Consider the following 6,298-nt stretch of genomic DNA (forward strand, 5'->3'; position numbering starts at 1 on the left):
GGGTGCAGCTCAAGGCCGACACCGGGCTCGGACGCGGTGGCTGCCAGCCCGGCGACTGGGCGGAGCTGGTCGCGGGCGCGCTGCGTGCCGAGTCCGAGGGGCTGCTGCGGATCACCGGTCTGTGGTCCCACTTCGCCTGCGCCGACGAGCCCGGGCATCCCTCGATCGCCGCCCAGCTGTCCCGGTTCCGGGAGATGGCGGCGTACGCGGAGGCCCAGGGTGCCGACCCCGAGGTGCGGCACATCGCCAACTCGCCCGCCACCCTCACCCTCCCCGAGAGCCACTTCGACCTCGTCCGCCCCGGTATCGCGATGTACGGCGTCTCGCCCAGCCCGGAGACCGGCACCTCCGCCGGCTTCGGACTGCGCCCGGCGATGACCCTGTCCGCCTCGCTGGCCCTGGTGAAGCACGTTCCCGGCGGCCACGGCGTCAGCTACGGCCACCACTACGTCACCCCGGGCGCGACCACCCTGGGGCTGGTTCCGCTCGGCTACGCGGACGGCATCCCGCGTCACGCCTCCTCCGCCGGTCCGGTGCTGGTCGAGGGCAAGTGGCGTACGGTCGCGGGGCGGGTCGCGATGGACCAGTTCGTCGTCGACCTGGGCGGGGACGATCCGGGCGCGGGCGCCGAGGCCGTGCTCTTCGGCCCGGGCGACCGCGGCGAGCCCACCGCCGAGGACTGGGCGCAGGCGGCCGGGACCATCGCGTACGAGATCGTCACCCGGATCGGGACCCGCGTTCCGCGCGTCTACACGAACGAGGGACACGAGGGGAGCGGCAGGTGAGCGAGGGCATCGCGGAGGTCGCCGCCTCCGCCGCCGAGGCCTCCCACGGAGGCTGGCGCCGGGCCACCGGCGTCGCGGGCGTCGCGATAGGCGTGCTCGCCACCGGCGCCGCCGCGGGTGTCGCGATAGAGCGGATGACGGTCGGCCGGGGCATGCGGAAGAAGGCCCGGCTCGCCCTCGACTCCACCGGTCCGTACGGGTCACTGCGCGGCACACCCGGCAGGGCGTACTCCGACGACGGCACCGAGCTGTACTACGAGGTCGACGACCTCGACCCCGACCCGGAGGCCACGCCCGCGCGGCGGCGCCGGCTGTTCGGCCGCAGGTCCCCGGCTCCGGTGACCGTCGTCTTCAGTCACGGTTACTGCCTCAACCAGGACTCCTGGCACTTCCAGCGGGCCGCGCTCAGGGGCGTCGTACGGACCGTGTACTGGGACCAGCGCAGCCACGGCCGTTCGGCGCGGGGCGCGGCCCAGACGGAGCGGGACGAGCCGGTCACCATCGACCAGCTGGGGCGGGATCTGAAGGCCGTCATCGACGCGGCGGCGCCCGAGGGGCCCCTGGTGCTCGTCGGCCACTCCATGGGCGGGATGACGGTGATGGCCCTCGCCGAGCAGTATCCCGAGCTGATGCTGGAGCGGTGCGCCGGTGTCGCCCTGATCGGTACGTCGTCGGGGCGGCTCGGCGAGGTCAACTTCGGGCTGCCGATGGCCGGGGTCAACGCGGTGCGGCGACTGCTGCCGGGAGTGCTGAAGGCGCTGGGGCAGCGGGCCGAGCTGGTGGAGAAGGGGCGCCGGGCCACCGCGGACCTGTTCGCGGGGGTCATCAAGCGGTACTCGTTCGCGTCCCGGGACGTGGACCCCGCCGTCGCCCGGTTCGCGGAGCGGATGATCGAGGGGACGCCCATCGACGTGGTCGCCGAGTACTACCCGGCCTTCGACGACCACGACAAGACCGAGGCCCTCGCCCACTTCGCCGGACTTCCGGTGCTGGTGCTGGCCGGGACCCAGGACCTGGTGACGCCCAGCGAGCACAGCGAGGCGATCGCCGATCTGCTCCCCGACGGGGAACTGGTGCTGGTCCCTGACGCCGGGCATCTGGTGATGCTGGAGCACCCGGAGGTGGTCACCGACCGGCTCGCCGACCTGCTCGTGCGCGCGGGCGCGATGCCCGCGGGCGCTACGGTGGATGGCTATGGAAGCAGCAGCACCGTACGACCCGGCTGAACCGGGGCCGGCCGCGAACTCCGTCGAGCTGACCGTCACCTCCCCCGAACAGATGCGCGAACTGGGGCGCGGGCTGGCCAAGCTGTTGCGGGCCGGCGACCTCGTCCTGCTCTCCGGCGAGCTGGGCGCGGGCAAGACGACACTGACCCGCGGGCTCGGTGAGGGGCTCGGTGTGCGGGGCGCGGTCACCTCGCCGACGTTCGTGATCGCCCGCGTGCACCCCTCACTGGGGGACGGTCCACCGCTGGTCCACGTCGACGCGTACCGGCTGGCCGGCGGACTGGACGAGATGGAGGACCTGGATCTCGACGTCTCGCTGCCGGAGTCGGTGATCGTCGTGGAGTGGGGCGAGGGCAAGGTCGAGGAACTGACCGACGACCGGCTGCGGGTCGGCATCCACCGGGCGGTCGGGGACACCACGGACGAGGTGCGACGGGTGACCGTGACCGGTCTGGGTGAGCGGTGGGCGGGGGCCGGGCTGAGCGTGCTGTCGTCCTGACGGACGGCTCCGCAGGGAGTGATCGTTCGGCTGCGGCGCCGTCCGGGCCGGTCGCGCAGTTTCCCGCGCCCCTGCGGGGTCGCCCTTGGGGGCGCGGGGAACTGCGCGATCAGCCACCGACGCCCCGCAGTCGAACGACAAGTTCGCGCCGCGTGGAGCCGCGTGGAGCCGCGTACGTTCCGACAAGGTGTCGGCAAAGTGTTGCGTTCGGCGTCCCGGGCGTGGTCACATGGTATCCAGTTCGTAGTTAGGTCTACCTAACTACGTCCGCCCCCGGCCCACAGGAGGCGTCCATGCCGGCCACCCAGAACTCATCCGGGTCCACGGCGCAGCCGCAGTCGCTTTCCGGGGTGCCGATGCGTGAACTGCTCGCCGCCTGCGCCGCGGCCGCCGCGGTCTCCACCCCGCCCCGCGCCCCCGCGCCGCCCCGGCAGTCGGAGCAGCCGCGGACCCACCGCGAGGCGGCGTAACGCCGAACCGGGGATCACGGCTCGCGGGATCACCGTGCGGGGGCGGGCTCGCGGGGCGCTCCCGGGCCTGCCGGTGGCGGGCTCACGGTACGACGACGACCGTTCTGCCGATCGTCGCGAACTTCCACATCGCCGCGCCGTCCGCGCGCGTCTCGCGGATGCCGCCCGTGCGTCCCTGCGGGTCGAGCACCGGTGCCGAACCGTCGACCGCCGCGCTGAACCCGATCCCCGTGCCGTCGACGCCGGTGAAGCGGACGACGTGCTCGACGGGGACCCCGTCCGATCCGGTGACCGCCCCGGACCGGGACGTGACCCGGTAGGTTCCCCGGGCCGGGTCCACCGTGCCGGGGCTGACCCCGAAGGTGCGCGACACCTTGTCCCCCGCCTCCACCAGCCACACCCGGTCGCCCTTCAGCGAGTACACGACCCGCTTGCCCGTCCCCGACCGTACGGGCAGGGCGGTGGGGCGGTCCTTGTCCGGGAGCGCCTGACGTACCGCGGCCGCCGCCCCGGACGCCGGGTGGCGCAGTCCGGGCGGGACGTTCGCCGCCGCCTGATGACCGAGGAAGCCGACCGTCGCGAGGGCCGCCGCGGTCAGCCCCGTCACGATCATCGAGCTGGTGCCTGACACCGACGTCACCTCTGTCCCGCTCTGCTCCGTTATGTGCGCCCGCCGTCGCGACGGTAGCAGTACGTGACCATCCGGCCGGTGCGGCCGTGGCCGGGGCGCGGGAGCCGTAGGCTGTTTGCGTGCTCTTGCTCGCTCTGGATACCGCAACCCCCGCCGTCACCGTCGCGCTGCACGACGGCGACGACGTCATCGCCTCGTCCAGCCAGGTGGACGCCCGCCGGCACGGCGAGCTGCTGCTCCCGGCGATCGACCGCGTCCTCACCGAGGCAGGCCTGCGGCTGGACGCCGTCACCGGGATCGTCGTCGGCGTCGGACCCGGCCCGTACACCGGGCTGCGGGTCGGCCTGATGACCGCGGACACCTTCGGGCTCGCGCTCGGCGTGCCCGTGCACGGTGTGTGCACACTGGACGGCCTCGCCTTCGCGTCCGACCTGGAGGGCCCCTTCGTCGTGGCGACCGACGCCCGCCGCAAGGAGGTCTACTGGGCGCGCTACACCGACTCCCGCACCCGCCTCACCGAACCGGCCGTGGACCGGCCCGCCGACATCGCCGGGGAGGTCGCGGGCCTGCCCGCGGTCGGCGCCGGCGCGCTGCTGTACCCGGACACCTTCCCCCGGGCGCACGCACCCGAGCACGTGACCGCCGCCGCCCTGGCCCGGCTGGCCGTGGAGCGGCTCGCGGCGGGCGGGGAACTGCCTCCGCCCAGGCCGATGTACCTGCGCCGGCCCGATGCCCAGGTCCCCAAGAACTACAAGGTGGTCACCCCGAAGTGACGGGAACCGAGACGGTCGTGCTGCGCGAGATGCGCTGGTGGGACATCGACTCCGTGCTGGAACTGGAGCGGGACCTGTTTCCCGAGGACGCCTGGTCGCGCGGGATGTTCTGGTCCGAGCTGGCGCATGCGCGCGGGCCCGGCGCGACCCGGCACTACGTCGTGGCCCAGGAGGGCGACCGGATCGTCGGCTACGCGGGCCTGACCACCTCGGGCGCGGAGTCCGAGGGCGGCGGCTCCGCCGAGGGGGCCGACATCCAGACCGTCGCCGTCACCCGGGACCACTGGGGCACCGGCCTCGGCTCGCGGCTGCTGACCGAGCTGCTGCGGGCGGCGACCGCGTTCGAGTGCGCCGAGGTGATGCTGGAGTGCCGGGTGGACAACGCCCGCGCCCAGAAGCTCTACGAGCGCTTCGGCTTCGAGGTCGTCGGGGTCCGGCGCGGCTACTACCAGCCGGGGAACGTGGACGCCCTGGTGATGCGCCTGACCGATCCGTCCACCTCAGTGAACCCGGCGAGTCCCGTCGACGGGAACGGCGTACAAGGAACCGAGATCCATGGCTGACGAACCCCTGGTACTGGGGATCGAGACCTCCTGCGACGAGACCGGTGTCGGCATCGTGCGCGGGACCACCCTGCTGGCGGACGCCGTCGCCTCCAGCGTCGACGAGCACGCCCGCTTCGGCGGCGTCGTCCCGGAGGTCGCCTCGCGCGCCCACCTGGAGGCAATGGTCCCCACCATCGAGCGCGCGCTGAAGGACGCGGGCGTCGGCGCCCGCGACCTCGACGGCATCGCCGTCACCGCCGGCCCCGGACTGGCCGGCGCGCTGCTGGTCGGCGTCTCGGCGGCCAAGGCGTACGCCTACGCCCTCGGCAAGCCGCTCTACGGGGTCAACCACCTCGCCTCCCACATCTGCGTCGACCAGCTGGAACACGGCGCGCTGCCCGAGCCGACGATGGCGCTGCTGGTGTCCGGCGGGCACTCCTCGCTGCTGCTGTCCACGGACATCACCTCCGACGTCCGCCCCCTCGGCGCGACCATCGACGACGCGGCGGGCGAGGCCTTCGACAAGATCGCCCGCGTGATGAACCTGGGGTTCCCCGGCGGACCGGTCATCGACCGCTACGCCCGCGAGGGCGACCCGGACGCGATCGCGTTCCCGCGCGGGCTGACCGGGCCCCGCGACCCGGCGTACGACTTCTCCTTCTCCGGGCTGAAGACGGCCGTGGCCCGCTGGATCGAGGCCAGGCGTGCGGCGGGCGAGGAGGTGCCGGTGCGCGACGTTTCGGCGTCCTTCCAGGAGGCGGTCGTGGACGTCCTCACCCGCAAGGCCGTACGGGCCTGCAAGGACGAGGGCGTCGACCATCTGATGATCGGCGGCGGGGTGGCCGCCAACTCCCGGCTGCGGGCCCTGGCCCGGGAACGCTGCGAGGCGGCCGGCATCCGGCTGCGCGTGCCCCGTCCCAAGCTGTGCACGGACAACGGCGCGATGGTGGCCGCGCTGGGCGCGGAGATGGTCGCCCGTAACCGTCCGGCCTCCGACCGGGACCTGTCGGCCGACTCCTCCCTCCCGGTCACCGAACCCCATGTGCCGGGCACCTCGCACGCGCACGACCATGTGCACGAGACCGCCAAGGAGAACCTGTACTCATGACGGTCGCGCTGATGTGGGAGGCCCGCGCGGTCCCCGGCCGGGCCTCGGACCTGCTGGCCTGGACCGAGGAACGGGTACGGGAGTTCACCGAACGCCCCCTGCGCCGCGAGACCTTCCGTGCCCCGCAGGACCGCGTCCTGGTCGTCACCTGGTGGGACGCCCCGTACGACGCGGACCTCCCCGAACTCCCGGAGCCGGAGGCCGGCCTGATCGCGCGTCCGGTGCACCGCTGGCGGTTCGAGTCGCTCGGCGGGGTCTGAC

9 protein-coding genes are annotated in these 6,298 nt (G+C 73.6%); 8 read left to right on the forward strand and 1 reads right to left on the reverse strand.

Annotated elements, in window-relative coordinates; all coding sequences use genetic code 11:
• The 4 genes from alr to B9S61_RS41090 form a co-directional block, all read left to right on the forward strand.
• A partial coding sequence (alr, locus tag B9S61_RS27035) for an alanine racemase (protein WP_103544580.1) occupies positions 1-785 on the forward strand: 785 nt, incomplete at its 5' end.
• The gene (locus tag B9S61_RS27040) at positions 782-2,011 is read left to right on the forward strand and encodes an alpha/beta fold hydrolase (protein ID WP_103544581.1); all 1,230 of its coding nucleotides are present in this window, start codon (positions 782-784) and stop codon (positions 2,009-2,011) included. The genes alr and B9S61_RS27040, both read left to right, overlap by 4 nt.
• Positions 1,980-2,510: a tRNA (adenosine(37)-N6)-threonylcarbamoyltransferase complex ATPase subunit type 1 TsaE gene (tsaE, locus tag B9S61_RS27045; protein WP_103544582.1), complete on the forward strand. Its 531-nt coding sequence runs from the start codon at positions 1,980-1,982 to the stop codon at positions 2,508-2,510. Before B9S61_RS27040 ends, tsaE begins: the two co-directional genes overlap by 32 nt.
• 293 nt (positions 2,511-2,803) lie before the next feature.
• Positions 2,804-2,980, forward strand: a complete 177-nt coding sequence (locus B9S61_RS41090; protein WP_181007553.1) for a hypothetical protein — start codon at positions 2,804-2,806, stop codon at positions 2,978-2,980.
• A gap of 82 nt (positions 2,981-3,062) precedes the next feature.
• Here the strand turns inward: B9S61_RS41090 and B9S61_RS27050 are convergent, their stop codons facing one another.
• Complete coding sequence (locus B9S61_RS27050) at positions 3,063-3,611, reverse strand: hypothetical protein (RefSeq protein WP_103544585.1); 549 nt, start codon at positions 3,609-3,611, stop codon at positions 3,063-3,065.
• A gap of 119 nt (positions 3,612-3,730) precedes the next feature.
• On the opposite strand from B9S61_RS27050, the gene tsaB reads away from it, so the two are divergent.
• The 4 genes from tsaB to B9S61_RS27070 are packed head-to-tail and all read left to right on the forward strand — an operon-like array spanning position 3,731 to position 6,297.
• Positions 3,731-4,384 carry a tRNA (adenosine(37)-N6)-threonylcarbamoyltransferase complex dimerization subunit type 1 TsaB gene (tsaB, locus tag B9S61_RS27055; protein WP_103544583.1) on the forward strand — a complete coding sequence of 218 codons (654 nt, stop codon included), beginning with the start codon at positions 3,731-3,733 and terminating at the stop codon, positions 4,382-4,384.
• Complete coding sequence (gene rimI / locus B9S61_RS27060) at positions 4,381-4,947, forward strand: ribosomal protein S18-alanine N-acetyltransferase (RefSeq protein ID WP_181007554.1); 567 nt, start codon at positions 4,381-4,383, stop codon at positions 4,945-4,947. The genes tsaB and rimI overlap by 4 nt, the downstream gene beginning before the upstream one ends.
• Positions 4,940-6,037 (forward strand): tRNA (adenosine(37)-N6)-threonylcarbamoyltransferase complex transferase subunit TsaD, encoded by a 1,098-nt coding sequence (gene tsaD, locus B9S61_RS27065; protein WP_103544584.1) that lies wholly within the window; start codon positions 4,940-4,942, stop codon positions 6,035-6,037. Before rimI ends, tsaD begins: the two co-directional genes overlap by 8 nt.
• Complete coding sequence (locus tag B9S61_RS27070) at positions 6,034-6,297, forward strand: hypothetical protein (RefSeq protein WP_103543422.1); 264 nt, start codon at positions 6,034-6,036, stop codon at positions 6,295-6,297. Before tsaD ends, B9S61_RS27070 begins: the two co-directional genes overlap by 4 nt.
• Position 6,298: the final 1 nt, after the last annotated feature.

Source organism: Streptomyces sp. SM1 (assembly GCF_002910825.1).
In the GTDB taxonomy this organism is placed as follows: domain Bacteria; phylum Actinomycetota; class Actinomycetes; order Streptomycetales; family Streptomycetaceae; genus Streptomyces; species Streptomyces okerensis.

What these genes read in the sequence shown, in the direction of transcription:
- tsaD (WP_103544584.1), top strand. Translation starts at nt 4,940, where the DNA reads ATGGCTGACGAACCCCTGGTACTGGGGATCGAGACCTCCTGCGACGAG.
- B9S61_RS27070 (WP_103543422.1), top strand. Translation starts at nt 6,034, where the DNA reads ATGACGGTCGCGCTGATGTGGGAGGCCCGCGCGGTCCCCGGCCGGGCC.
- tsaE (WP_103544582.1), top strand. Translation starts at nt 1,980, where the DNA reads ATGGAAGCAGCAGCACCGTACGACCCGGCTGAACCGGGGCCGGCCGCG.
- B9S61_RS41090 (WP_181007553.1), top strand. Translation starts at nt 2,804, where the DNA reads ATGCCGGCCACCCAGAACTCATCCGGGTCCACGGCGCAGCCGCAGTCG.